This is a genomic window from Arthrobacter sp. AL05 (genome assembly GCF_029960715.1).
Lineage (GTDB): Bacteria > Actinomycetota > Actinomycetes > Actinomycetales > Micrococcaceae > Arthrobacter.
In genome coordinates, this window is record NZ_JASBRC010000004.1 from 315,021 (window position 1) to 336,822 (window position 21,802).

At 65.3% G+C, this 21,802-nt stretch carries 24 protein-coding genes and 1 tRNA gene; 8 read left to right on the plus strand and 17 right to left on the minus strand.

What is annotated here, in order from left to right; all coding sequences use genetic code 11:
- Window positions 1–6 precede the first annotated feature (6 nt).
- The 8 genes from rplL to QK287_RS07865 all read right to left on the minus strand — a co-directional run bounded on the left by rplL (window position 7) and on the right by QK287_RS07865 (window position 5,531).
- Window positions 7–381: a 50S ribosomal protein L7/L12 gene (rplL, locus tag QK287_RS07830; protein ID WP_024365995.1), complete on the minus strand. Its 375-nt coding sequence runs from the start codon at window positions 379–381 to the stop codon at window positions 7–9.
- A 77-nt stretch (window positions 382–458) separates the two neighbouring features.
- Complete coding sequence (gene rplJ / locus QK287_RS07835; protein ID WP_226774764.1) at window positions 459–1,061, minus strand: 50S ribosomal protein L10; 603 nt, start codon at window positions 1,059–1,061, stop codon at window positions 459–461.
- A 308-nt stretch (window positions 1,062–1,369) separates the two neighbouring features.
- The gene (locus QK287_RS07840; RefSeq protein ID WP_226774765.1) at window positions 1,370–2,479 is read right to left on the minus strand and encodes a GNAT family N-acetyltransferase; all 1,110 of its coding nucleotides are present in this window, start codon (window positions 2,477–2,479) and stop codon (window positions 1,370–1,372) included.
- A gap of 221 nt (window positions 2,480–2,700) precedes the next feature.
- Complete coding sequence (rplA, locus tag QK287_RS07845) at window positions 2,701–3,408, minus strand: 50S ribosomal protein L1 (protein WP_024365991.1); 708 nt, start codon at window positions 3,406–3,408, stop codon at window positions 2,701–2,703.
- A gap of 141 nt (window positions 3,409–3,549) precedes the next feature.
- Window positions 3,550–3,981 carry a 50S ribosomal protein L11 gene (gene rplK, locus QK287_RS07850; protein WP_024365990.1) on the minus strand — a complete coding sequence of 144 codons (432 nt, stop codon included), beginning with the start codon at window positions 3,979–3,981 and terminating at the stop codon, window positions 3,550–3,552.
- 130 nt (window positions 3,982–4,111) lie between these two features.
- Window positions 4,112–4,981 carry a transcription termination/antitermination protein NusG gene (gene nusG, locus QK287_RS07855; protein WP_282359759.1) on the minus strand — a complete coding sequence of 290 codons (870 nt, stop codon included), beginning with the start codon at window positions 4,979–4,981 and terminating at the stop codon, window positions 4,112–4,114.
- A gap of 114 nt (window positions 4,982–5,095) precedes the next feature.
- Window positions 5,096–5,380, minus strand: a complete 285-nt coding sequence (secE, locus tag QK287_RS07860) for a preprotein translocase subunit SecE (protein ID WP_226774768.1) — start codon at window positions 5,378–5,380, stop codon at window positions 5,096–5,098.
- Between the two features lie 78 nt (window positions 5,381–5,458).
- Window positions 5,459–5,531, minus strand: a tRNA-Trp gene (locus tag QK287_RS07865).
- A gap of 297 nt (window positions 5,532–5,828) precedes the next feature.
- Here QK287_RS07865 and QK287_RS07870 point away from each other — a divergent pair.
- The gene (locus tag QK287_RS07870) at window positions 5,829–7,046 is read left to right on the plus strand and encodes a pyridoxal phosphate-dependent aminotransferase (protein WP_226774769.1); all 1,218 of its coding nucleotides are present in this window, start codon (window positions 5,829–5,831) and stop codon (window positions 7,044–7,046) included.
- A 181-nt stretch (window positions 7,047–7,227) separates the two neighbouring features.
- Here the strand turns inward: QK287_RS07870 and QK287_RS07875 are convergent, their stop codons facing one another.
- A complete protein-coding gene (locus QK287_RS07875; RefSeq protein WP_226774770.1) occupies window positions 7,228–7,902 on the minus strand; it encodes a response regulator transcription factor in 675 nt (224 codons plus the stop codon).
- Window positions 7,899–9,206 carry an ATP-binding protein gene (locus QK287_RS07880; protein ID WP_282359760.1) on the minus strand — a complete coding sequence of 436 codons (1,308 nt, stop codon included), beginning with the start codon at window positions 9,204–9,206 and terminating at the stop codon, window positions 7,899–7,901. Before QK287_RS07880 ends, QK287_RS07875 begins: the two co-directional genes overlap by 4 nt.
- 124 nt (window positions 9,207–9,330) lie before the next feature.
- On the opposite strand from QK287_RS07880, the gene QK287_RS07885 reads away from it, so the two are divergent.
- The 5 genes from QK287_RS07885 to QK287_RS07905 all read left to right on the plus strand — a co-directional run bounded on the left by QK287_RS07885 (window position 9,331) and on the right by QK287_RS07905 (window position 13,400).
- Window positions 9,331–10,926: a PspC domain-containing protein gene (locus QK287_RS07885; protein ID WP_226774772.1), complete on the plus strand. Its 1,596-nt coding sequence runs from the start codon at window positions 9,331–9,333 to the stop codon at window positions 10,924–10,926.
- Window position 10,927: 1 nt separating this feature from the next.
- Window positions 10,928–11,209, plus strand: coding sequence for a hypothetical protein (locus QK287_RS07890; protein WP_226774773.1), 282 nt, complete (start codon window positions 10,928–10,930; stop codon window positions 11,207–11,209).
- Between the two features lie 3 nt (window positions 11,210–11,212).
- Window positions 11,213–11,467: a PspC domain-containing protein gene (locus QK287_RS07895; protein ID WP_226774774.1), complete on the plus strand. Its 255-nt coding sequence runs from the start codon at window positions 11,213–11,215 to the stop codon at window positions 11,465–11,467.
- A 158-nt stretch (window positions 11,468–11,625) separates the two neighbouring features.
- A complete protein-coding gene (locus QK287_RS07900) occupies window positions 11,626–12,651 on the plus strand; it encodes a 6-phosphofructokinase (protein ID WP_226774775.1) in 1,026 nt (341 codons plus the stop codon).
- 38 nt (window positions 12,652–12,689) lie between these two features.
- Window positions 12,690–13,400, plus strand: a complete 711-nt coding sequence (locus tag QK287_RS07905) for a GNAT family N-acetyltransferase (protein ID WP_282359761.1) — start codon at window positions 12,690–12,692, stop codon at window positions 13,398–13,400.
- A 25-nt stretch (window positions 13,401–13,425) separates the two neighbouring features.
- Here the strand turns inward: QK287_RS07905 and QK287_RS07910 are convergent, their stop codons facing one another.
- The 7 genes from QK287_RS07910 to QK287_RS07940 form a co-directional block, all read right to left on the minus strand.
- Window positions 13,426–14,943 carry a DHA2 family efflux MFS transporter permease subunit gene (locus QK287_RS07910; RefSeq protein ID WP_226774777.1) on the minus strand — a complete coding sequence of 506 codons (1,518 nt, stop codon included), beginning with the start codon at window positions 14,941–14,943 and terminating at the stop codon, window positions 13,426–13,428.
- A gap of 72 nt (window positions 14,944–15,015) precedes the next feature.
- Window positions 15,016–15,579 carry a PadR family transcriptional regulator gene (locus QK287_RS07915; protein ID WP_226774778.1) on the minus strand — a complete coding sequence of 188 codons (564 nt, stop codon included), beginning with the start codon at window positions 15,577–15,579 and terminating at the stop codon, window positions 15,016–15,018.
- A gap of 111 nt (window positions 15,580–15,690) precedes the next feature.
- Window positions 15,691–16,086, minus strand: coding sequence for an ankyrin repeat domain-containing protein (locus tag QK287_RS07920; RefSeq protein ID WP_226774779.1), 396 nt, complete (start codon window positions 16,084–16,086; stop codon window positions 15,691–15,693).
- Window positions 16,083–17,165: a folate-binding protein gene (locus QK287_RS07925; protein WP_226774780.1), complete on the minus strand. Its 1,083-nt coding sequence runs from the start codon at window positions 17,163–17,165 to the stop codon at window positions 16,083–16,085. Before QK287_RS07925 ends, QK287_RS07920 begins: the two co-directional genes overlap by 4 nt.
- Window positions 17,166–17,187: 22 nt before the next feature.
- A complete protein-coding gene (locus tag QK287_RS07930; protein ID WP_226774781.1) occupies window positions 17,188–17,913 on the minus strand; it encodes a flavodoxin family protein in 726 nt (241 codons plus the stop codon).
- Between the two features lie 91 nt (window positions 17,914–18,004).
- Window positions 18,005–18,619: an FABP family protein gene (locus QK287_RS07935; RefSeq protein ID WP_282359763.1), complete on the minus strand. Its 615-nt coding sequence runs from the start codon at window positions 18,617–18,619 to the stop codon at window positions 18,005–18,007.
- Between the two features lie 174 nt (window positions 18,620–18,793).
- On the minus strand, window positions 18,794–19,528 hold the full coding sequence (locus QK287_RS07940; RefSeq protein ID WP_282359765.1) for a permease: 735 nt from the start codon (window positions 19,526–19,528) through the stop codon (window positions 18,794–18,796).
- 268 nt (window positions 19,529–19,796) lie between these two features.
- Here QK287_RS07940 and QK287_RS07945 point away from each other — a divergent pair, with 268 nt between their 5' ends.
- A complete protein-coding gene (locus tag QK287_RS07945; RefSeq protein WP_282359766.1) occupies window positions 19,797–20,495 on the plus strand; it encodes a response regulator transcription factor in 699 nt (232 codons plus the stop codon).
- A 277-nt stretch (window positions 20,496–20,772) separates the two neighbouring features.
- Window positions 20,773–21,756: a mycothiol synthase gene (gene mshD, locus QK287_RS07950; RefSeq protein ID WP_282359767.1), complete on the plus strand. Its 984-nt coding sequence runs from the start codon at window positions 20,773–20,775 to the stop codon at window positions 21,754–21,756.
- Window positions 21,757–21,802: the final 46 nt, after the last annotated feature.

A 21,802-nucleotide genomic window follows, 5' to 3' on the forward strand; every position in this document is an offset into this window, starting at 1 on the left:
GGCGGGTTACTTGAGGGTAACGCGGGCACCGGCTTCTTCGAGCTGGGCAACAGCCTTCTCGGCAGCTTCCTTGGTGACACCTTCGAGGATGGCCTTCGGTGCGCTGTCAACAACGTCCTTGGCTTCCTTGAGGCCCAGCGAAGTGATGGCGCGAACTTCCTTGATGACTGCAATCTTCTTGTCGCCCGGGTGCTCCAGGATGACGTCGAATGCGGTCTGCTCTTCTTCTTCTGCAGCACCACCGGCAGCGGGGCCAGCAACGGCAACGGCAGCGGCCGTAACTTCGAAGGTCTCTTCGAAGAGCTTAACGAACTCAGAGAGCTCGATGATGGTCAGTTCCTTGAAAGCTTCAATGAGCTCTTCGTTGGTGAGCTTCGCCATGGTGTGGCGTCCTTCCTATAGTGGTGCTCGGCAGCCCGGGGGCTCGCCTTCGCACCGGAGTCTGGTTTGAAAGAGAGTTAGTTCTCTTCGGGGGCTGCGGCGTCAGCCGGAGCTTCGGTCTCTACTGCTGCATCTGCGGGAGCTTCGGCCGGAGCTTCGTCAGCGGCGGGCGCTTCGGCTTCGGCCGGGGCACCGTTCGCTTCTTCAAGCTTGAGGCGCAGAGCATCGATGGTGCGTGCAGCGGCGGCAGCAGGAGCCTTGAGGATGCCTGCAACCATGGCAAGCTGGCGCTCACGGGACTCGAGTGCTGCCAGGGCAGCTACCTCGCTGGCGTTCAGTGCCTTGCCCTCGAAGTAACCGGTCTTGATAACCAGCTGCTTGTTGGCCTTGGCAAAATCCGTCAGGCTCTTGGCAGCGGCAACTGCGTCACCCTTGATAAACGCGATTGCAGTGGGGCCGGCGAGCTGGCCGTCGAATGCTTCGACACCGGCTTCCTTGGCTGCAAGGGCGGTCAGGGTGTTCTTGACGACCGAGAACTTGGTGTCCTGGCCGAGAGAAACACGCAGCTGCTTGAGCTGTGCAACGGTGAGCCCGCGGTATTCGGTCAGGACAGCGGCGTTCGATTCCTTGAAATCGTTAGTGATCTCAGCTACTGCTGAAACCTTGCTAGGCGTTGCCATAACCCTCCTTCCGGGGATAGAGCCGGTAGTTCCCGGTCCCCGCTCAAAAGAGCTAAAAACTAAAAACGCCCCGCGCAGATGCACGGGGCTTGTCTCGACGCAGTCCATGACTGCGGAGCTTTGCTTCGTTCACCTGCGCCGGCCGCCCTATGTTCAGGGTCCTTCGTCTGGAGATTCACTGGTTCTCCCGGCGCAGCTGCAGAAGTGAGCCTTGCTTGGGAGAGTGAATGTCCAACAACCGACGGTCTTTGGTCCCCCCAGCCTACGCGAAACCTGGCCCTTGCTCCAAATCGGCGACGTCGGACGGTTCAGCTGTTGCTGGGGCCCAAATCCGGAAGTTCCTTCTGCCAGATCCCGGTGACTCCGGCGGTGGTGAATCCCAGCTGTTGGTTGACCGTGAGCAGGTAACGGTTTTCCGGTGCGTTCCAGGTGTACAGCACCCGGGCGTCCGGGAACTGTTCGGAGAGCCGCTCCATGTTGGCGACCTTGATCAGCAGGCCCAGTTTGTTGCCGCGGTGCTCCGGGAGGACGACTGTGTCATCTTGGAAGACCACATCGGGCCGCAGTGCCAGGACGCTGATCGTGGTCAGACCGACCAGGTCACCGCTGCCCAGACGCTCGACGGCGGTGACCACTGTCCGGCGGCCCTGCGCAATGGCGACATCTTCCGCTTGCCGGAGGATTCCGCCGTCGAACACCATGCTTGAATCATCGACACCGGGCACGCCGTCTTCGCCCGCGTTGTTTTCCAGTGCCGCGACGGCCTCAAGCCACTGCTCCGGGCACCGGTCCGTCCAATGGTGCAGCCGGTAGCGTCCTGCGTTCGCCTCCTCGGCCTCGGTTCCCAGCTCCGCCACGAGCTTGCCGTCAAGCGGCAGCGCGCAGGCACTGAACTGCTCGATGTGCTGCAGGGCATAGCCGCTGTGGCGGGCGAACTCGACTTCGCGGCTGTTGTCCGGGACGAACCCGAAGCCCGTGCCCGGCACCAGTTGCCCGGCTTCGCTGTCACCGAGCGAGGAACTCGGATGGTTCGTGTCGACCAGGATGGTGTGCCGGCCCTCGTCGCGGGCGAAGTGCTCCGCAGCTTCAAGCAGTTGCCGGCCCACGCCCCGTCCTTGGAATTCGGGCAGGATGTCGAGCGCGAATTCGGCCAGGTCGAGGTTGTCCGCGAGCGGCAGCGCGATGTCCACAGTACCGACGATTTCCCCGCTCACCTTGGCAACGAGAATGACCTGGCGCTCGTACGGGTCCGCCATTTCCAGCAGTTTTTCCTGCGGCAAGTAGGCGAGATCATCGCTGCCCCACGTCTGCATTCGCACCTTGCGTCCCACTTCGACGGCGGCAACGAAGTCGGAGGCATCCGACCCGTCAAGCGAATCGGGGATCCACAGCTGTTCAATCCGTACTTCATTTGCCATTGCGGCCATCATCCCCAGCGGTTCTGCCATCCGTGCGTGCCGGAAACCCGGCGATAACCGGGCAACCACGGCCAGCATATGCCGCTTTGGGCCGCTGTTCCATCAATACCGGTCCACCAGCGACGCGCGCCGGGCCCTGGCCGTTCGTCGTGGAATGCAGGAAAGACCGCCCCGCGGATGCGGGACGGTCTTTCCGTCGTGTGCTGTAAGGCTGGTGAGGATTAGACCTCGGTCAGGACCTTGGTGACGTTGGGGTCAACCGAGATGCCCGGGCCAAACGTGGTGGCGACGGTAGCCTTCTGGATGTACCGGCCCTTGGAAGCGGACGGCTTGAGGCGAAGAACTTCTTCCAGAGCGGCGGCGTAGTTCTCGGCCAACTTGAGGGCGTCGAACGAAACCTTGCCGATGATGAAGTGCAGGTTGGAGTGCTTGTCGACGCGGAAGTCGATCTTGCCACCCTTGATGTCGTTGACGGCCTTGGCGACGTCAGCGGTCACGGTGCCGGTCTTCGGGTTCGGCATCAGGTTACGCGGACCCAGGACCTTACCGAGGCGGCCAACCTTGCCCATAAGGTCAGGGGTGGCGACGGCGGCGTCGAAGTCGGTCCAGCCGGCTGCGATCTTTTCGATCAGGTCATCGGAACCAACGAAGTCGGCGCCGGCTGCGATTGCTGCCTCAGCCTTGTCGCCCGTTGCGAAGACCAGGACGCGGGCTGTTTTACCCGTGCCGTGCGGCAGGATAACGGTGCCGCGGACCATCTGGTCGGCCTTGCGAGGGTCAACACCCAGGCGGAAAGCTACCTCAACGGTGGCGTCGAACTTGGACGGGTTGGTGTCCTTGGCCAGCGTCACTGCCTCAAACGGCGCGTAGAACTTCTCCGCGTCGATTTTGGCTGCGGCTGCCTCATATGCTTTGCTGCGCTTTGCCATGCTGCTTATTTCTCCTTGTGCAGTTGTGGTCTGCGGACCGCGCTGGGCCCTGCCACAGTTGGGACTCCGGCTCGATAATCCGTGCCGGGCTTCCAACATTCAAATGTTTAGGTGGTGCCGGTTGCCCGGCGGTAAAGGCATTTAGCCTTCGACGGTGATACCCATGGAGCGGGCGGTGCCGGCGATGATCTTCGCGGCGCCTTCAAGGCTGGTGGCGTTGAGGTCTTCCATCTTGGTGGTGGCGATCTCGTTGACCTGGGCCTGGGTAAGCTTCGCGACCTTGACGGTGTGCGGGGTAGGCGAACCCTTGGCGACGCCTGCAGCCTTTTTGATGAGCTCTGCAGCCGGCGGGGTTTTGGTGATGAACGTGAATGAACGGTCCTCGTAGACCGTGATTTCAACCGGAATAACGTTGCCGCGCTGGGCTTCCGTCGCAGCGTTGTACGCCTTGCAGAATTCCATGATGTTGACACCGTGCTGGCCAAGCGCAGGACCGATCGGCGGGGCCGGGTTAGCGGCACCTGCCTGGATCTGCAGCTTGATGAGGCCGGTGACCTTCTTCTTGGGAGCCAATGTAGGGTCCTTCTCTCAATTACTTCCTGGGACACAGGAGCGTGCCGCAGCTTGGTGGCCGCCATGGCGAGGCGGCCGGCCGCCCCTGGCTGCTAAAGCGGGCAGCCCGGGACGAATTCTGTGGGAACAGCTAGATCTTGCTGACCTGGTTGAAGGCCAGCGTGACCGGCGTCTCGCGCTCGAAGATGGAAACCAGCACCACCAGGGTCTGGGAGTCCACCTTGATTTCGGAGATGGTGGCCGGGAGGGTCTCGAAGGGGCCCTCCTTGACGATGACCGACTCGCCGACCTCAAAGTCGACGTCGATCTGCGCCGCAGCGTGCTTGATGGGCTTGCCCTTCTCGGCCTGCTCTTCTTCGAAGACCGGCGCGAGCATGGAGAAGACCTCATCGAGGCGCAGCGGGACCGGGTTGTGGGCGTTGCCCACAAATCCGGTGACGCCCGGGGTGTGGCGGACGGCGCCCCAGGAGGCATCCGTCAGGTCCATCCGGACCAGGACATAGCCGGGGATCCGGACGCGGTTGATGACCTTGCGCTGAGCGTTCTTGATCTCAACGACTTCCTCCATCGGAACCTGGATTTCGAAGATGAAGTCTTCCATGTCCAGGGTCTGGATGCGGGTCTCAAGGTTGGCCTTGACGCGGTTCTCGTAGCCTGCGTACGAGTGGATGACGAACCAGTCACCTTCCTGGCGGCGCAGCTTGGCCTTGAACTCATCGGCCGGGTCAACCTCTGCAGCGGCCGCAGCGGCTGCCAGCGCGTCGGCCGATTCGTCATCGGATCCGGCTGCTTCGTCGCTGGCAACGGCTACCTCGTCCGAGTCCGCCTCAGCAGACTCTTCCGCAGCGGCTTCCCCGGCTTCTGCTGTGTCAGCGGCCTCGTCAGCGACGTCGGATGCGGGCGCAGCAGACGCGGCCTCGGACAGTTCCCCGGTCTCCACCGCGGCGTCCTGGCTCTTATCCAGCTCAGTCTCAGTTACCTCGAGCTCCTGCTCAGACACTTGGTCTCCTGCTTCCTCATTGCCTAACATGCCTATTTAAATGACTCAATTCCGCACACCCCGCAGAACCGCCGGAATCCCGGGGTAAGCCACGAAGTCTGCGGACCGGTCGCCTTAGCGGTCCGTGGGGCCTGTGCCGCCGAAGACCCAGCCAACGCCGACCCCGAAGGCTAGATCCAGCACTGTGGCGATGAGCATCATAATGACGACGAACACCAGCACCACAAGCGTGTAGTTGATCAGTTCCTTGCGGGTCGGAGCGACAACCTTCTTCAGTTCGCCGATGACCTGGCGGACAAAAAGCGCGATCCGGGCGAAGAAACCTGCCTTGGGGGCATTCTTGGCGGGGCGGCCACTGGAGCTGCCTGCAGCCGTTTCGGTCACCTGGATCTCACTCATCCTCGCAATGTCGGATACCCGGCCCTGAACTGAACCATGGTTGCTGCGCTTGTTCCGGAGAAACCGGAACAGCTTGCGCAGGGCAGACAGGACTCGAACCTGCAACCTGCGGTTTTGGAGACCGCTGCGCTACCAATTGCGCCACTACCCTATGGATCAAAAACAAGCCCCCGGCCTGTTTCCCCAGACTTCGCTGAGGCGCAGGCCATCGTCGTGTTTTCAACACCGGAGAACCAGTCTACGCAACAACTGCGTCTACGTCGAACCGGCCCCTTCGGACCGTGCGTCCGGCCGGGAGCAGTTGAGCAAAAAGCCGCGACCACGACTTTCCACGCTGCAGTCACACTTCCGCACGGGCACCTCTGAGGATCCGATGAACAGCATAGAGTAGATTCCGTCGAATCCCACCCGCAGCCGCCGAAGCTGCAAGCGAAGAAATGGACCCGCGATGCCTGCCGCCCGCATTTCACAGCGTATTTCCGCCATAGCCGAATCCGCCACATTGGCTGTTGATGCCAAGGCGAAGGCGTTGAAGGCGGCAGGCCGGCCGGTCATCGGTTTCGGCGCCGGGGAGCCGGACTTCCCGACCCCCGATTACATTGTGCAGGCGGCAATCGAAGCCGCCAGCCAGCCCAAGTACCACCGGTACTCCCCGGCCGCCGGCCTGCCGGAGTTGCGGCAGGCCATCGCGGACAAGACGTTCCGCGATTCCGGCTACCGGGCAGAGGCGTCCCAGGTGCTCGTCACCAACGGCGGCAAACAAGCCGTTTACAACACCTTCGCCACGCTACTGGACCCGGGCGACGAGGTGATTGTCCCGACTCCGTTCTGGACCACCTACCCGGAAGCCATCCGGCTCGCGGGCGGCGTCCCGGTCGAGGTCTTCGCCGGACCGGAGCAGGAATACCTGGTTGCCGTGGAGCAGCTGGAAGCGGCAGTTACGGACCGCACGAAAATACTCCTTTTTGTGTCCCCTTCCAACCCCACCGGCGCCGTGTACTCGCCGGAACAGGTCCGGGAGATCGGCCAGTGGGCAGCCGCCAAGGGACTCTGGGTGGTCACGGACGAGATCTACGAGCACCTGACCTACGACGGGGTGCCATTCACCTCGATTGCCACGGCCGTCCCTGAACTGGGCGACCGGGTGGTCATCCTCAACGGCGTGGCGAAGACGTACGCCATGACAGGCTGGCGCGTCGGGTGGATGATCGGCCCCGCCGACGTCATCAAGGCCGCCACGAACCTGCAGTCGCATGCCACGTCGAACGTCTCCAACATCCCGCAGGTTGCGGCGCTCGCCGCGGTGTCCGGTCCGCTGAGCGCCGTCGACGAGATGAAGCTCGCCTTCGACCGGCGCCGCAAAGCCATCGTGGCCGGACTGAACGCCATCGAGGGCGTGGATTGCCCGACGCCGAAAGGTGCCTTCTACGTCTACGCGGACGTCCGTGCCCTGCTTGGCAAGGAATTGCCGTCCGCAAACGGACCCGTCCGGCCGTCCACGTCCGCGGAGCTGGCGGCACTGATCCTCGATGAGGTGGAAGTGGCTGTGGTTCCGGGTGAGGCCTTTGGGCCCTCCGGGTACCTACGCCTCTCCTACGCCCTGGGCGATGAGGACCTCGCCACAGGCGTCGCCCGCCTGCAGGACTTCCTCGGCCAAGCCAAGTAAACAACCCTCCCGCACTTCCGGCGGGCGAATCACGAACGCTCCCGCAGCCGCTGCCGGCCGCTGCGGGAGCGTTCCCCGACAACCCGCCGAAACTGCGGGAGCGTTCCCCGACAACCCGCCGAAACTGCGGGAGCGTTCCCCGTCAACCCGCCGAAACTGCGGGAGCGTCGGGTTTGTGGGATTAGAGGAGCCTGCGCTCGGCGGCCCAGCGGGTGAGTTCGTGCCGGTTGGAGAGCTGGAGCTTGCGCAGCACGGCCGAGACGTGCGTTTCCACCGTCTTGATCGAGATGAACAGTTCCCTCGCGACTTCCTTATAGCTGTAGCCCCTGGCGATGAGCCGCATCACTTCGAGCTCGCGGGCTGAGAGCCTGTCCAGTTCGTCGTCGGCAATGTCGGCCGGGGCGGTGCCGAAAGCATCGAGCACAAAGCCGGCCAGCCGGGGCGAGAAGACGGCGTCGCCGCCCGCCACCCGGCGCACGGCGTCGGAAATTTCCTTCCCGGAGATGGTTTTGGTGACGTAGCCGCGGGCCCCGGCCCGGATCACCGACACAACATCCTCCGCCGCGTCGGAGACGCTCAGGGCCAGGAACCGGGTACTGCCCAGCAAGGGAGCTGAACCGGCCAGCACCTCTCGGCCGCCGCCGCCGAGCCCGCCGGGCAGATGGACATCCAGGAGCACCACGTCGGGACGCACCGCCGCGATCACCGCGATGGCTTCTTCCACAGTCCCAGCCTCGCCGGCGACGACAATGTTCGGGTCCAGGTCAGCTTTCAGGCCGGACCTGAAGATGGCATGATCGTCCACAATTACTACCCGGATCCCCGGTCCGGGACGTTCCTCCGCGCTAATGCTCACTGTGTTGCCTCTCCGTTGCCGTTGGCGGCCGCAGCGCCCGTGGCTGCTCCCGCCGCCAACGGAAGCCTCAGCCGCACCTCGGTGCCGTCTTCGTTGCTGCTGATGGTAGCGGTGCCGCCATGGCGGTTCATCCGGCCGACAATCGATTCACGGACCCCCAGCCGGTCAGCAGGGACGGCGTCCGGGTCGAAGCCGGGACCGCGGTCCTTCACGAAGACCTCCGCCGCGTCGTCGGCGACCTCCAGATACACGGACACGGCGCCGCCGCCGTGCCGGGCAGCGTTCAGCATCGCCTCTCGGGCGGCCTGGACGAGCGCCTCGTGGCGTTCGGCCATGGCGCAGTCCCCCACAGAGACCACTTCGACCGCGCGGCCCAGGGCGTCCTCCACGTCCGCCGCGGCGGCCCTAATACGCTCGGACAACTGACCGGATTCCCGGCCCGGATCCCGGTACAGCCAGCCCCTCAACTCGCGTTCCTGGGCGCGGGCAAGCCGGACGACGTCGGTCTCGTTGCCGGCCCGCCGCTGGATCAGGGCCAGGGTCTGCAGCACGGAGTCGTGGAGGTGGGCGGCAATCTCGGCCCGTTCGGTGGCGCGGACCCGCCCGGCCCGTTCCGCCTCCAGGTCGCGCCAGAACTTCAGCCCCCAGGGCAAGAGGACCAGCGCCACGCCCCCTAGCACCGCCACCGAGGCCAGCAGCGCAAGCCAGGTCTGTTCCCACGACCCGGAGCCGGACACCATAACCAGGACGCCGGTGACAACAAGTGCCAACCCGGCCGCAAGACGTGCCCAGCCGCCGGCCTGGTCCGCTTTGGTCTTGTCCACAAGGCCTGCCCGGCGGGTTTCATCCAACTGCATCCAGGCGATGGCCGCGCCGCACAGGATGGCCGCAACCGGGACGAGGGTCCCGAGCGGAATGTCAACGCCGAGCAGACGGGCAATCAGGATGCCGGCGGCCAGCAGCAGGCCCGACCCAAGCAGGATCTCCTTGCCGTAGCGCATTCCGGTGATCCTGCCGCGCCACCACCCGGCTGGAAACTCACCGTCCGGCACGCTCACAGCGGGAGCAATGGGCGACACCGGCTGGCGGGCGCTGCGCCTGGCGCTTTCATCAGCGGTGGGAACCATGATCCAAAGCCAGGCGTAGAACGCCACCCCGGCACCGCCGGCGAGCGCGGCAACCGCCATACCGATTCGGATCATCCGCACCGGCCAGCCCAGATGCCCGGCGAGGCCGGCGCAGACCCCGGCGATCACCCGGTCGCTGCCGCGGACCAGCGGCGGGCGGGAAGCGGCTGTTGTCATAAGGCAATCCAAACACGGATCAGGGTTTCCCTGCCGTGTTTCCGGCCCGAACCGGGGTCGACTCAGGGGCAGTTCAGGGTGTTCCCCAGTAGAACGGAATCGTGGCGGACGGCAGGATCGAAGTATGAATCCGCACCCTGAGCACCCCAATGAAGGAAACGCCCCTGCAGGCGGTGCCGCAGAAGAGCCTGCGGCGCCGGCCGCGGAGACCTCTGCCGGCACTGCCGCCAACACCTCCGCGACCGCGCCGCTGGAGGATTCGGCCGGTTCCGGGGCCGGCAACCCGCCTCCTCCGCCCTACGACTACGCGCCAACACCTCCTCCGCCTCCGCCTTACGACTACGCGCCAACACCTCCTCCGCCTCCGCCTTACGACTACGCGCCAACGCCTCCGCCGGCCGGCAGCCCGCCGCAGGATTTCTTCGACTGGATCCGGAGCCACGGCGTCCACCGAGGCCGCGAGCGCTGGGTCGGCGGGGTGGCAAGTGGCATAGCCCGGCACTTCGGCGTCGACCCGTTGATTGTCCGCGGCATCCTGATAGTGCTGGCAATCTTCGCCGGCGTCGGCGTCCTGCTCTACGGCATCGCGTGGGCACTCCTGCCCGAACCGGACGGGCGCATCCATCTGCAGGAAGCCGCCGCGGGCCGCTGGTCATCCGGCATGACCGGGGCCCTGATCACCACGGTCGTCGGCTTCCCCAGCCTGGGCAGCGGCGCCTGGGGCTGGGACCGCTACGGCGCTGGCCCCTTCCTTTGGACAGTTTTTTGGGTCGGCGGCGCCATCTACCTCATCTACTACCTCACGCACCGCAACAAGTCCCGGAACGGCGCCACCGGCCTGTCCGCTGGCCATCCGGACGGTGACCCGGCGGTCCACACCGCCTACCCGCCAAAGCAGGCAACGCCCGCGGTACCGGCAGGGGTGGCCCCCTTCGCCGCAACCGGCTACGGGGCCTCGGAAACACCGGCCCACAACGGCGAGTCAACGCTGCCGGCACCGGGCTGGGGCACACCCCAACCGCCGGGTGCAACACGCCCGTTCCGTGGCGGCTACCAGCCGGTGCCCGGGCCCGTCCAGCCGGGCAAACCCCGGAAGCTGGGCCCGGGCACTCCCGCCGTCGCGGTGACAGCCGGCCTTGCCCTGCTGGTGGGCGGCGGTATCAAGATCCTCGACGTCGCGAACCTCATCAACCTCGGTACCTCCAGCAGCGCCGTTATCTGGGCCAGCGCCGCCGTGGTCCTGGGTCTCGGCATCCTTATCGCCGGTCTCAGGGGCCGCACGTCGGGCAGCCTCGGGTTCTTGGCAGCGCTCGCCCTGGTCGTCGGCGGAATCTTCAATGTGTTGCCCAACGGCGACCGCTTCCGTCCGCAGAATGCGGACTGGTCACCGGTGAGCATCGAGCAGGCACTGGGAGGCTTCGACATCACGGCCGGCACCGGAACCGTGGACCTTACCGGGCTCTCGCTCAACCCTCCGTTGAAAACCGACCTTGTGGTCCCTCTCGACGCGACAGCAAGCAACCTCACGGTGGTCATCCCGGACACCGTTCCGGTGGAAATCCAGGCAGACATGACCATGGGCAACCTCAATGAGGGCAGCCAGAATCACAGTGGCATGACCACTCGGCAGATCGATTACAACACCGAAATGCCGGGGGCGACCCTGATCGTCAAGATAGACGGCACCTTCAGCAACGTCACCATCAAGGAAGGTAATTGACATGAGCAGCTATGACGCACCGGCCGGCAGCCCGGCAGCCCCGCCTCCGCCGGGAGCGCGGGAACCGCAGGTGGAATCACCGCCCCGCGTGGGCACCATCGTCTGGGGCTTGATAGTGATGGCACTGGCCGCACTTATCATCGTTTCCGAGCTGCGCCTCGTGTCGCTCAACGGCAGCTACGTGGTGATCGGCCTGATGATTGGCGCCGGAGCCGCTCTCGTCGTCGGCGGGCTGCTCTCATCGCGCGGACGTGACAAAGCCACCCCGACAAGGAAGTCTTGAACCATGGAAAAATTCTTCAGCACCGTCAGGGGCCTTGGGCTCAAACGCGGCCCGCAGCGTTGGCTGGGCGGAGTCTGCGGAGGCATCGCCGCCAAACTGAACGTGGATGTTGCGTTCGTCCGGATCGCCTTTTTGCTCGTCGCGCTGCTGCCTGGACCGGCTTTTGTGCTTTATCTTGCGGCCTGGCTTCTCCTCCCGGACCAGCGGAACGCCGTCGTCCTTGAGACGTTCCTCGCCAAGCGCTCGGGACGACCCTGACGCCGTCCCCGCGAGGAAACGCAGTGCCCCGGCCGGCCGGCCGGGGCACTTTCCCGAAGTCACAGGTTGTGTCCTGCCCCACAGGCGCCACTAGACTCTAGGTGAGCTCAGCGTGGCGCTCTTCCTGAAAACCTACGAACCAGGATTTGAGCCGAGACATGAAAATTGGAATCCTCACCAGTGGCGGCGACTGCCCGGGACTGAACGCCGTCATCCGAGGCGCCGTCCTGAAGGGCATCGCCGTGCACGGCCACGAGTTCGTGGGGTTCCTGGACGGCTGGCGTGGCGTCGTCGAAGCAGACACCATCGATATCCCCCGCAGCATGGTCCGCGGCATCGCCAAACAGGGCGGGACCATCCTGGGGACGTCCCGGACCAACCCGTTTGAAAACAACGGCGGACCCGAGGTGATCAAGGCCAATATGGACCGGTTGGGCATCGACGCCCTCATCGCCATCGGCGGGGAAGGCACGCTGGCGGCCGCCAAACGCCTCACCGACGCCGGCCTGAAGATCGTGGGCGTCCCCAAGACCGTCGACAACGATCTCGACGCCACTGACTACACCTTCGGCTTCGACACCGCCGTCGAAATTGCCACCGAGGCGATCGACCGGCTGCGGACCACCGGCGAGTCCCACCACCGTTGCATGATCGCCGAAGTGATGGGACGCCACGTGGGCTGGATCGCCCTGCACGCCGGCATGGCCTCGGGCGCCCACGCCATCCTGATCCCGGAGCAGAAAGCCTCGATGAAGCAGATCGCCGACTGGGTTGTCTCGGCTCGGGACCGTGGCCGCGCGCCGCTCATTGTCGTGGCCGAGGGATTCGTCCCGGATGACCAGGAAACGCCGCACTCCGAACGCGGGCTGGACACCTTCGGACGTCCGCGCCTTGGCGGGATCTCGGAAAGGCTGGCCCCCGAGCTCGAAGCCATGACCGGCATCGAAACCCGTGCGACCGTCCTGGGCCACATCCAGCGCGGCGGTGTTCCCACCGCATTCGACCGTGTCCTGGCGACCCGGCTGGGCATGGCCGCGATCGATTCGGTCGTCGAAGCGCGCTGGGGCACCATGGTGTCCCTCAACGGCACCGACATCGTCCATGTAGGCTTCGACGCCGCGCTCGGTAACCTCAAGACCGTCCCGCAGTACCGCTACGACGAGGCCGCGGTCCTCTTCGGTTAGGCCCCGGGCCCCGGCGCGCCGGTGGGTAGGGTGGAGTCATGACACTTGAGCCCGGTTCCGTCGACATCATCCAGCTCGCGTGGGCCCGTTCCCTCGGTCTGGACGACGGCGCGTTTGCCGCTGCGGCGGGCGAACGCATCACGCGGGCAGACGACTCGGCCCGCGCCGTCCGGTTTGTCCGGCTGTTCGGCAATTCTGCATTCGTGGGACCACAATGGGCGCTGGACGCCGCCAGGGGGCTAACCGACGGGGAGCTGGCGCAACACGGCACGCTGCTCGCCCTCACCCGGGAGCACGGAGGCCACGGTCTCGGCGCCACGGCACTTTTTTTCGCAGATGATCTGCCCCTGCAACAACCCGCTGAGGAGCTCACCGTCTCGCCGGGCAGCCCGGAAGCTGTCGAGCTGGAATCCGCCTGCCCGCCGGATGACGTCAACGAAGTAGGCCTCGCGGACCTTGAGCACCGTTTCACCATCATGCATGTGGAAGACGGCCGCAAGACCCCGGTGGCCTGCGGTGCCTACACCGAGTGGGAAGGCATCCTGGCCCAGATGGGGGTGCTGGTCGCCCCGGACTGGCGCCGCCGGGGGCTGGGATCACTGGCGGCCTCCATCGCGGCTCATGAGGCACTCGCCTCAGGGCTGACGCTGCAATGGTGTGCCGAGGTCAGCAACAAGGGCGCACTGGCCATCGCCCGCAGCCTGGGCCTGGCCGCCGGCGGCATCCAGACCAGCGTGCTGCTGGGCTGATCCGGAAGCCGCCGGGGTTGGAGCGTTAGCGCTGCTTTGCCGGCGCCTGCTCATCTGACGAAGCCCCCGCCGGAGCGGTTGCGGGCCTGCCCCAGCCCTGAACCGGCTGGGGCTTCGCGAAGAACAGCGCCACCGCCGCGCCGAGCAGAATCACGGCAGCGGGAAGCATAATGGACTGGCCCATCGCCGTCGAGAATCCCTCGCGCAGGGCCTCAGGCAGGGTGCCGCCAAATGCCATCGGGCTGGCGCCGGCGGGAGCTGCCGGCAGCTCCGATGCCAGGCGGGACTGAATGAGCACTGCAATGGCAGCGCTGCCGAGGACGGCCCCAATCTGCCGGGTGGTGTTGTAGACCCCGGAACCGGCACCGGCCTGGCGGGGCTGCAGGTTTCGGGTGGCGGTCGAACTAAGGGGCGCCCAGATTCCGGCGTTAGCGAAGCCCAGCACAGCGCTCGGCAGCAGGAACAGCCAGATCGGCGTGTCCGGGTGCATCAGGGAGGAATTCCAGAACAGCGCCACGGACATCAGAACCAGGCTTGTGGCGGTGATGTACTTCGGATTGACCCTGTCGATAATCTTCCCGACGACGGGTGCCAGGCCACCAGCGATCACGGCCATCGGAACCATCATCAGGGCAGACTGGGTGGGCGTCAGCCCGCGGACAATCTGGTAGTAGAAGATCAGCGGCAGGGTGAAGGCCGTGACGGTAAAGCCGACGGTGGTGATGCTGATGTTCGCGAGCGAGAAGTTCCGGTCCTTGAAGAGGGACAGCGGCAGCAGCGGCTCGCCCTTGTTGATCTTTTGCCACCAAACGAAGACCACCAGGACGGCGATTCCCGAGATGATTAGGCCCCATACCGTAATCGGCCCGGTGATGGTCCCCCAGTCGTACGTCTCACCTTCCTGGATGCCGAATACCAGCAGGAACAATCCGACGGCGCTGAGCACTACACCGGGGATGTCGAACTTGTGCGGGTGGGTGCTCAGGGCCGGCACGTACCGCACGGCCAGGACAAACCCGACGATGCCAACCGGAACGTTAATAAAGAAGATCCATTCCCAGCCCAGGCCGTCGACGAGGACGCCGCCGAGGATCGGGCCGACGAGGGTCGCGATGCCTGCGGTGGCGCCCCAGACGCCCATCGCGGCACCCCGCCGGTCCGGTGCGAAGATCCGGGTGATCACCGCCATGGTCTGGGGTGTCATGAGTGCGGCGCCGAAGCCCTGGAACACCCGGGCCACGATCAGCATCTGGACGTCGCCGGAGAGACCGCACCAAAGGGAGGCCAGCGTGAAGACGACCAGGCCGGTCAGGTAGAGCTTCTTGGGGCCGAAGCGGTCGCCCAGCCGGCCGGTGATCAGCAGCGGCACCGCGTAGGCGAGCAGGTAGGCGCTGGTCACCCAGATTACCGAGTTGATGTCCGCGTTCAGGCCTTCCATAATGCGGGGGTTGGCCACCGAGACGATGGTGGTGTCGATCAGGATCATAAAGAACCCGATAACGAGGGACCAGAGTGCCGGCCACGGCCTGGCTACAGTTTCCATGTGGTTCCTTAGTGCTGGTGGTGATGCCTGGGGATGTCTGAAATTATTCGTCGAACGCGGAGCCGGGGGTGGCTACCAGGTCAGCTGGCCGGTTCCGAGCTCCTGCTGGAGGCTCCGGATCCAGCCGGTCTCTGCGCGCAGCATGACCTGCTGGTACTCCATGTCGATCCAGTACTTGCGGTCGACCTGCTGCGCCCGGACCCGTTCTTGCGCGGCGGAGAGGAAGTCGAGCTGCTCCCGGAGCCCGATAAGGCGCCGGTCGAGCAGTTCGATCACGACGCCGGCACGCAGGTTGTACGCCTCCGAGACGGCCATCGGGAAGGACGGATATTCATTGACGGGAGTAGCGAGCATGTCCTGCAGCCGCAGGGTCAAAGCCTCCCGGCCCGCCCCGGAAATCTCGTAGGTGGTGCGTTCCGGGCGGTTGCCTTCACGGTCGGTTCCGGTCGCGGCCACCAGCCCCTGCTCTTCAAGCCGCCCGACTGCGTGATAAAGCGTTCCCGGACGGACCTTGACCAAACGGTCCTCATGCCGGGCGACCAGGAGCTGGTACATCTCGTAGGGATGCATCGGTTCTTCTGCGAGCAGGGAGAGTGCGGCAACGCCCAATGGTGTCAGCGGCGTGGCTCGAGGCATGGTGCGGGGTCCTTTGGTAATGGCGGCCGGTGAGCCCGAAACACTATTCCAGCACGACTATTCCACATGGAGTATACGGGCGCAACAGTGTTGGGAATCCCGGGAACCGGATCAGCCCAGCAGCGCCAGGATGTCGTTGCGCTCGAACATTTGCGCGGCCGCCCGGGCCGATGGCGTCCCGGCGTCGGGGTCCGCCCCGGCGTCGACCAGCACCCGGGACACCTCCGTGTAGCCCTTGAACACGGCCCCTGCCAGCGGCGTCTGGCCTCGGTCGTTGGCGGTGTTCGCGTCTCCGCCGTGCGCCAGGATGAGCCGGACGGCGTCGGCGTGGCCGTGGTATGCCGCAAGCATCAGCAAGGAATCCCCCGCCGTGTTCGTTAAGCCCGCCGGGGCCCCGGCGGCGAGGTAGCTGCCAAGAGTGGCGGAGTCACCCTGCCGGGCAGCGTCAAAAAGTCTGTGTGCCAGCGCCAGGGTCTCTTCGTCAGGCACGGAGCTTCCCTCAGTCATCGAGTCCCCCGCAGGAAACCGGTCTGCCGTCCTACAACCTGTCCGGCGTCGGGAGCCACAATAAGTTCCTGCGCCGCGGTGTAGGGCTCTTCGCCGTCAAGTACTGTCAGCACGTCCTCCGGCGAGACCGAGCGTTTGACCACTGCCAGGGCCACCGGCCCCATTTCATAGTGCTGGGCTACGGAGGTGACGGTGCCCACCTTGCGCTCACCGGCGCGGACTTCGCTGCCGACGGCGGGCATGGTGTGCTGTGATCCGTCGAGCTGCAGGAACACCAGCCGGCGCGGCGGGTGGCCCAGGTTATGCACCCGGGCCACTGTTTCCTGGCCCTTGTAGCAGCCTTTGTTCAGGTGCACGGCGGTGCGGAGCAGGTCGAGTTCGTGCGGGATGGTCCGGTCGTCGGTTTCGGCGCCCCAGCGGGGCCGCCACGCCGCGATGCGCAGCGCTTCGGCCGCCCAGACCCCCGCGAGCGGGCGTGCCCCGACGGTGGCTTCAAGTTCCCCGGCCGGGACGAGGTACTCGAACCACGGCCGTTCGAGCCCCGGGTGGGAATCCTCCCCCACCACCGCGTACGAGTAGCCGCCGGCCCCGACATGGGGCCACGGGTCTTCCCAGACCAGCAGGCCGGAGAACTCAGGTACCCGGCGGGTGGTACCCAGCACGGCCCAGTCCGCGGATGCGTCGATGATCTCGACCCGGAGCATAAACTTCATTTTGTTCAGCCACTCGGCCAGCGGCGCGGCCTCGGCCGCCTCGACAACAAGCCAGGTCGTGGCACCGTCGTCCACGACCCGTGCGTCGAATTCGATCCGGCCCTGCACGCTGAGCAGCAGCAGTTCACTGGACTGCCCCGGCCCAAGGGTGGTCAGCTGCTGGGAGGAGAGCGTGTTAAGCCAGCTCAGCCGGTCCGGCCCGGCAACGGTGACGACGCCGCGGTGGGACAGATCCACAAGGGCGGTCCCGGCAGCCAGGGCCCGCTGTTCGCGCAGCGGTTCGCCGTAGTGGGAGGCGACGCCGGCATCAGCCCCGACGGCCTCGACGGCGCCGGGCCGCTCCAACAGGGGGTTTTTGGTAGTCATATGTAGTAGAAGTCCTCAACGCTTAGCGGTATTCCGGATTTTCGAAGTCAAACCTGGTGCCGGCCTTCCAGGCCTCGGGCAGGTTCCCGTAGGCAGGAATGCCGCCTGCATCCTTGAGGATCCGTGCCAGATGCAGCAGGTTCCAGGTCATGAAGGTGGTGTTGCGGTTGGTGAAGTCACTTTCCGGACCGCCGGAGCCTTCGTCAAGGTAGCTCGGACCCGGTCCCACGGCACCTATCCAGCCGGCGTCGGCCTGCGGCGGGATGGTGAAGCCGACGTGCTGGAGGCTGTAGAGGACGTTCATGGCGCAATGCTTGATCCCATCCTCGTTTCCGGTGATGAGGCAACCGCCGACCTTGGGGTAGAACGCCCACTGGCCCTGCTCGTTCAGCTCGCCCGAGTGCGCGTAGAGCCGCTCAATCAACTTCTTCGTCTGCGAGGAGTTGTCGCCGAGCCAGATGGGTCCGGCCAGCACCACAATGTCCGCGTCCCGGACGGCCGGATACAGTTCCGGCCACTCATCGGTCTGCCAGCCATGCTCGCGCATGTCCGGATAGACGCCGCTGGCGATGTCGTGGTCCACCGTCCGGATGACCCGGGTGCTGACGCCGTGTTTTTCCATGATGGCGCGGCTGACGTCAATCAGGCCCTGCGTGTTGGAGGTCTCGGGGGACCTCTTGAGGGTGCCGTTGAAATACACGGCCTTCAGGTCGCTGAAATCGGCAGTTGTTTTGGGTATGGCATTCACTGTGATGCTCCCTGCGGTCGTTCCGGACAACTGACTTTCAGTGAGAGATCAAAGCCGGGCTTTTCCGCCGGCAGGCACCGTGCGCCGCCGATCAGCTCGCTTTGTGCAGGATGGCGGATGCGTGCGCCGCCAGGCCGCTTCCCCCCGCAGATCCCTTGCCCGAGGCCACGTCCCAGCGCCACAGCAGGTTGCCTTCCACCAGGCCAAAGATCCGGGTCGCGGCGGTGTACTCCTTGGAGTGGCTGCCGCGCATCACCATGTCGGTGCTGAGCTGGATCTGCGGGCCCTTAATTTGGCCGTAATACAACTCGGAAATCCCGCCGGGATGGGAGATCGAGACCGAGATATCGAAGCCGCCGTCGTTGTTGCGCAGGGCCTCGACTTCGTCGGCGCTCTTGAGCACGGGAACGATGTCCGCCGGGATCAGCCCGGGGCCGCCATCCTCCTCGCGCTGTTTGCGTTCCAGGGCCCAAAACCCGGTTTCGACAGTGAGCGGACGCAAGGTGGTGCCGGTGGCGTCGGTCAGCCAGCTCTCGGCCCGGTACTGCAGGTACGGCAGGCCGTTGTGGGTGAAGGACACGTGTTGCCGGAAGTGCTCGGAATCCTCTTCCCCGGCGCCCAGCCTGCCCTCACCCTCCCACTCACCTATGAGCCAGGACAGCGGAACGATTTCGGGTGTCAGATCGGTCGGTATTTCAATCGGCACAGCAGCTACCCCTGGAAACGAAGACGGCTAGTGGTTCTGGTGTCTACTTCTGGCCCTTGAAGAGGCGGTACACAACAAAGCCGGCGAACCACGCCATGGCCACGCTGGCAACGCCGAGCAGTACAAGGAAGAAGATTTCAAATGCAAGTACGGACATGATGCCATCCTAGCGCGTTAGTAGATGAGTAGTTTGTCTATGAAGTAAGCCAGCGAACCGACGGCGGAGACCGGGCCCAGCCCCATTCCGAGGGCCGCCGCAAAGCTGAGAGATTCGCCGCGAAGGATCACCAGGCGGCGGAAACTCATCAGCACGGCGCCCACCACCACCCCAACGACCGCGGCCGGCAGCACCGCGATGTCGGAAAAGACGAGGCCCGCGAGCGGCCCGGCCAGCCCTGCACCGACGATGCCCAGCGGCGCCACAACCCTGTCCGGCCAGCGGATCAGGCCGGCCAGCAGGGCAATCGCAGCGCTGATTGCCGCGACCAGGAGCATTTCACGGACGCCGTTGAATCGGGAGCACGCGATCCAGCCTGCGCCCAGGCAGGAGAGCAAAACACCGGCGCTGGAACCGAGCGTGGACTCCAGGCGCTGCGCCTGGCCGGTCCCGCGGATCAGCTGCATCACAAAGACCGCCATCACCCCGGCCGCCATAAACGATGGCGTCCAGTCAAGGAAACCCGGGCCGGGAAGGTACGTCGCGGCAACGGCGGCGCCGGCGCCGGGCAACCCGATCAGGACGGCAAGGGTCTTTTTGGCCGGGATGCCCAGGAAATGCGGCCAGCCGACTCCGACGGCGGCGGCGGCGATCACTGCCACGGCCAGCAGCGCCGCCGCCGAGATGTACGATGCGCCGACTATCGCGGCGAGTCCGGCCAAGCCGATAACGCCGATGATCCAGGTTTTCACTGCTCACCCGACATCTTTATATCCGTCATCCGTCTTCCGATCGTCTTCCCGGTCGTGGTCGTACTTTCGCTCACCTGCGGACCCCCAATCGAGCTGATCAACGTCACCGGGCTGCGGGCCCGACGGATCAATCCTGCCTTATACGACCGTTTTGTGTCGCAAATGAACCGGACGAAGGTGACGAAAGCATGTCCGGAAAGGTGCGTTTGGGTATACTCGAACTCAGCTACAGACGCCCAACGATGCGCGGACACCCCTTGGAGGAAACATGTCGCACATCCTGCTACTGACGAACAGCACCGGCTCATCGGTGGACGTCCTGCCTGCGCTGGAATTACTGAACCACCGGGTCCACATTCTCCCCGCCGAGCCGACAGCCCTCCTGGAGACGGACCCTTGCGACATCGTCCTCCTCGACGCCCGCAAAGATCTCGTCGGCGCGCGCTCCCTGACCCAACTGCTCAAGGCCACCGGCCTGAGCGCCCCGCTGATGTTGATACTGACCGAGGGCGGCATGGCCGCCGTCTCCTCTGCCTGGGCCGTCGATGACATCGTTCTCGAGTCGGCCGGGCCCGCAGAAGTCGAAGCCCGCATCCGCCTCGGCATCGCCCGGGCCGTCCCTGACAAGGACGATGCCCCCGCCGAAATCCGGGCCGCCGGCGTCGTGATCGATGAGGCCAGCTACACGGCCCGCGTCAACGGCGCTCCGCTGAACCTGACATTCAAGGAATTTGAACTGCTCAAATACCTGGCCCAGCACCCCGGCCGGGTCTTCACCCGCCAGCAACTGCTGACCGAGGTCTGGGGCTACGACTACTACGGCGGTACCCGCACCGTGGACGTCCACGTCCGGCGGCTGCGGGCGAAGCTCGGCGCCGACCACGAGAACCTGATCAGCACGGTCCGCAACGTCGGCTACCGCCTGACCCTGGTCCGGCACCCGGAGGAAGAACTCACCGGGGCCTGACCCGGCAGCGCCGACAGCCAGCGCCTGCGGCAGCCCAAGGACGCACCAGCGCAGACGCAGAAAGCCCCGGACATCAGTCCGGGGCTTTCTGCTAACCAGTGGAGGACATACGGGTCGAACGTATCGAGGCCACCCCAGTGGTGGATCCCCCTCGCATCTGCGCTGACCGAACCGGGAATACTTCCCGACCAGGCACCGGATGACTTAACGACTATACGTAGAAGTTCCCGGATCGACAAAATCCGCCCTGCCCGGCGCCACCGTATAGCCTTGCACCATGAGTCCTGCGCATCCTGAAACCTGGCCCGTCCTCGCCGCCAAAGGAGCTGCGGATCCGCAGCTCCTGAAGGACGTCACGGCACTCGCGGCCGCCGCGGAGGAATCCGACGGCAATCCGCCGCTGTCCGAACAGACCCTCCTGACGCTGCGTGCCGCGGACACCGGTGGGAGCGTCGGCACCACAACGGCCCGGACACTCGCCCTGTACAGCCCCGATGACGGGTCCGACCCGGCGACGGCACAGGATCTCGCCGGGATCGCCGTCGTCATCGAGGAACCGGACGGCACCGGTGTGCTGGAAATCGCCGTCCACCCCAGCTACCGCAACCAAGGCGTGGCGGACCGGCTGGTCGGCGAACTCCGGAGCACCCGCGGCTTTGCTGGCCTGAAGGCCTGGTCCCATGGCAACCACGAAGCCGCTGCCGACCTCGCCGCACGCTACGGTTACGGACCGGTCCGGGAACTGTGGAAGATGCGCCTCACCAGCACGGCCGCGGAACTGCCCGCGATTCCCCTGCCGGACGGTGTAAGCCTTCGTGCCTTCGTCCCGGCGCGGGATGAGGACCGCTGGCTCGCCGCGAACCGGGCCGCTTTCGCGCACCATCCTGAGCAGGGAAACATGACGCGGGCAGATCTCGACGCGAGGATGGCAGAACAGTGGTTCGATCCGGCCGGTTTCCTGCTGGCCGTCGATTCCTCGGACCGGATTCTCGGCTTCCACTGGACCAAGGTGCACCCGCGGCACGGCGACCACCCCGCTATCGGCGAGGTCTACGTGGTGGGCGTGGCACCCGGTGCGCAGGGCACCGGGCTGGGCAAGGCACTGACAGTCGCCGGCATCGGATATCTGCAGCGTCAGGGCCTGCACGCAGTGATGCTCTACGTCGACGCGGACAACGTTCCTGCCGTCTCCTTGTACCGGCGCCTGGGCTTCACCCGCTGGGACGTCGACGTGATGTACGCGCCGCTTCAAGGGCGGTAATCCAATCGGCGGACATCACGCGTTCACCCCGTGGAAATCTGGGCTC

Bases quoted from the DNA above. Each gene is read 5' to 3' on its own strand.
- rplL (WP_024365995.1), bottom strand. From the start codon at position 381: ATGGCGAAGCTCACCAACGAAGAGCTCATTGAAGCTTTCAAGGAACTG.
- rplJ (WP_226774764.1), bottom strand. From the start codon at position 1,061: ATGGCAACGCCTAGCAAGGTTTCAGCAGTAGCTGAGATCACTAACGAT.
- QK287_RS07840 (WP_226774765.1), bottom strand. From the start codon at position 2,479: ATGGCAAATGAAGTACGGATTGAACAGCTGTGGATCCCCGATTCGCTT.
- rplA (WP_024365991.1), bottom strand. From the start codon at position 3,408: ATGGCAAAGCGCAGCAAAGCATATGAGGCAGCCGCAGCCAAAATCGAC.
- secE (WP_226774768.1), bottom strand. From the start codon at position 5,380: ATGAGTGAGATCCAGGTGACCGAAACGGCTGCAGGCAGCTCCAGTGGC.
- QK287_RS07870 (WP_226774769.1), top strand. From the start codon at position 5,829: ATGCCTGCCGCCCGCATTTCACAGCGTATTTCCGCCATAGCCGAATCC.
- QK287_RS07880 (WP_282359760.1), bottom strand. From the start codon at position 9,206: ATGACAACAGCCGCTTCCCGCCCGCCGCTGGTCCGCGGCAGCGACCGG.
- QK287_RS07885 (WP_226774772.1), top strand. From the start codon at position 9,331: ATGAATCCGCACCCTGAGCACCCCAATGAAGGAAACGCCCCTGCAGGC.
- QK287_RS07890 (WP_226774773.1), top strand. From the start codon at position 10,928: ATGAGCAGCTATGACGCACCGGCCGGCAGCCCGGCAGCCCCGCCTCCG.
- QK287_RS07895 (WP_226774774.1), top strand. From the start codon at position 11,213: ATGGAAAAATTCTTCAGCACCGTCAGGGGCCTTGGGCTCAAACGCGGC.
- QK287_RS07900 (WP_226774775.1), top strand. From the start codon at position 11,626: ATGAAAATTGGAATCCTCACCAGTGGCGGCGACTGCCCGGGACTGAAC.
- QK287_RS07905 (WP_282359761.1), top strand. From the start codon at position 12,690: ATGACACTTGAGCCCGGTTCCGTCGACATCATCCAGCTCGCGTGGGCC.
- QK287_RS07910 (WP_226774777.1), bottom strand. From the start codon at position 14,943: ATGGAAACTGTAGCCAGGCCGTGGCCGGCACTCTGGTCCCTCGTTATC.
- QK287_RS07915 (WP_226774778.1), bottom strand. From the start codon at position 15,579: ATGCCTCGAGCCACGCCGCTGACACCATTGGGCGTTGCCGCACTCTCC.
- QK287_RS07920 (WP_226774779.1), bottom strand. From the start codon at position 16,086: ATGACTGAGGGAAGCTCCGTGCCTGACGAAGAGACCCTGGCGCTGGCA.
- QK287_RS07925 (WP_226774780.1), bottom strand. From the start codon at position 17,165: ATGACTACCAAAAACCCCCTGTTGGAGCGGCCCGGCGCCGTCGAGGCC.
- QK287_RS07945 (WP_282359766.1), top strand. From the start codon at position 19,797: ATGTCGCACATCCTGCTACTGACGAACAGCACCGGCTCATCGGTGGAC.
- mshD (WP_282359767.1), top strand. From the start codon at position 20,773: ATGAGTCCTGCGCATCCTGAAACCTGGCCCGTCCTCGCCGCCAAAGGA.